1 protein-coding gene is annotated in these 1511 nt (G+C 70.6%); it reads left to right on the top strand.

The genetic code is table 11. The annotated features are described in order from the left end of the window. Window positions 1–1462: transcription termination factor Rho (gene rho, locus STRAU_RS33025; RefSeq protein WP_037663531.1), on the top strand; the 1462-nt coding region annotated here is incomplete at its 5' end. Between the last annotated feature and the right edge of the window lie 49 nt (window positions 1463–1511).

Genomic DNA, 1511 nt, shown 5'->3' with positions numbered 1-1511 from the left:
GGGCGAGGCGGGCGACGGCGACGGCCGGCAGGGCCGCCGCGACCGCCAGGGCCGCGGCCGGGACCGCGACCGCCGCGGCAACAAGGGCGACGACCAGCAGGGCGGCCGTCAGGACCGGCAGGACCGCCAGGACCGCAAGGAGCAGGGCGGCCGCCAGGACCGGCAGCAGCGCGACAACCGCGACAACCGCGACAACGGCCCGCAGGACGACTTCGACGACGAGGGCGGCGGCCGCCGCGGCCGCCGCGGCCGCTACCGCGACCGCCGTGGCCGTCGAGGCCGCGACGACTTCGCGGGCGAGCCGCAGGTCTCCGACGACGACGTCCTGATCCCCGTCGCGGGCATCCTGGACATCCTCGACAACTACGCGTTCATCCGTACGTCGGGCTACCTCCCCGGCCCGAACGACGTGTACGTCTCGCTGGCCCAGGTCCGCAAGAACGGCCTGCGCAAGGGCGACCACGTCACCGGCGCGGTGCGCCAGCCCAAGGACGGCGAGCGCCGCGAGAAGTTCAACGCGCTCGTGCGCCTGGACTCCGTGAACGGCATGGCGCCCGAATCCGGGCGCGGGCGGCCGGAGTTCAACAAGCTGACGCCCCTTTACCCGCAGGACCGGCTCCGCCTGGAGACCGACCCGGGCATCCTGACGACCCGCATCATCGACCTCGTCGCGCCCATCGGCAAGGGCCAGCGCGGTCTGATCGTGGCCCCGCCGAAGACCGGCAAGACCATGATCATGCAGGCGATCGCCAACGCGATCACGCACAACAACCCCGAGTGCCACCTGATGGTCGTCCTGGTCGACGAGCGTCCGGAAGAGGTCACCGACATGCAGCGGTCGGTGAAGGGCGAGGTCATCTCCTCGACCTTCGACCGCCCGGCCGAGGACCACACCACGGTCGCCGAGCTCGCCATCGAGCGCGCCAAGCGCCTGGTGGAGCTGGGCCACGACGTGGTCGTGCTGCTCGACTCGATCACGCGCCTGGGCCGTGCGTACAACCTCGCCGCCCCGGCCTCCGGCCGCATCCTGTCCGGTGGCGTCGACTCGACGGCCCTCTACCCGCCCAAGCGCTTCTTCGGCGCCGCGCGCAACATCGAGGACGGCGGCTCGCTGACCATCATGGCCACCGCGCTGGTCGACACCGGCTCGCGCATGGACGAGGTGATCTTCGAGGAGTTCAAGGGCACCGGCAACCTCGAGCTCAAGCTGGACCGCAAGCTCTCCGACAAGCGGATCTTCCCGGCGGTGGACGTGGACTCGTCCAGCACCCGCAAGGAAGAGATCCTGCTCGGCAGCGACGAGCTCGCCATCACCTGGAAGCTGCGCCGCGTGCTGCACGCGCTCGACCAGCAGCAGGCGATCGAGCTGCTCCTGGACAAGATGAAGCAGACGAAGTCGAACGCCGAGTTCCTGCTCCAGATCCAGAAGACGACGCCGACGCCGGGCAACGGCAACGACTGATCCGGCGCCTGCGCCTTGAGCAGGTCTACCGGAAGGGGCCGTTCCCGTC

The organism is Streptomyces aurantiacus JA 4570 (assembly GCF_000414115.1).
GTDB classification, from domain to species: Bacteria; Actinomycetota; Actinomycetes; order Streptomycetales; family Streptomycetaceae; genus Streptomyces; species Streptomyces aurantiacus_A.
This window is presented reverse-complemented; position numbering and strand designations above follow the sequence as displayed.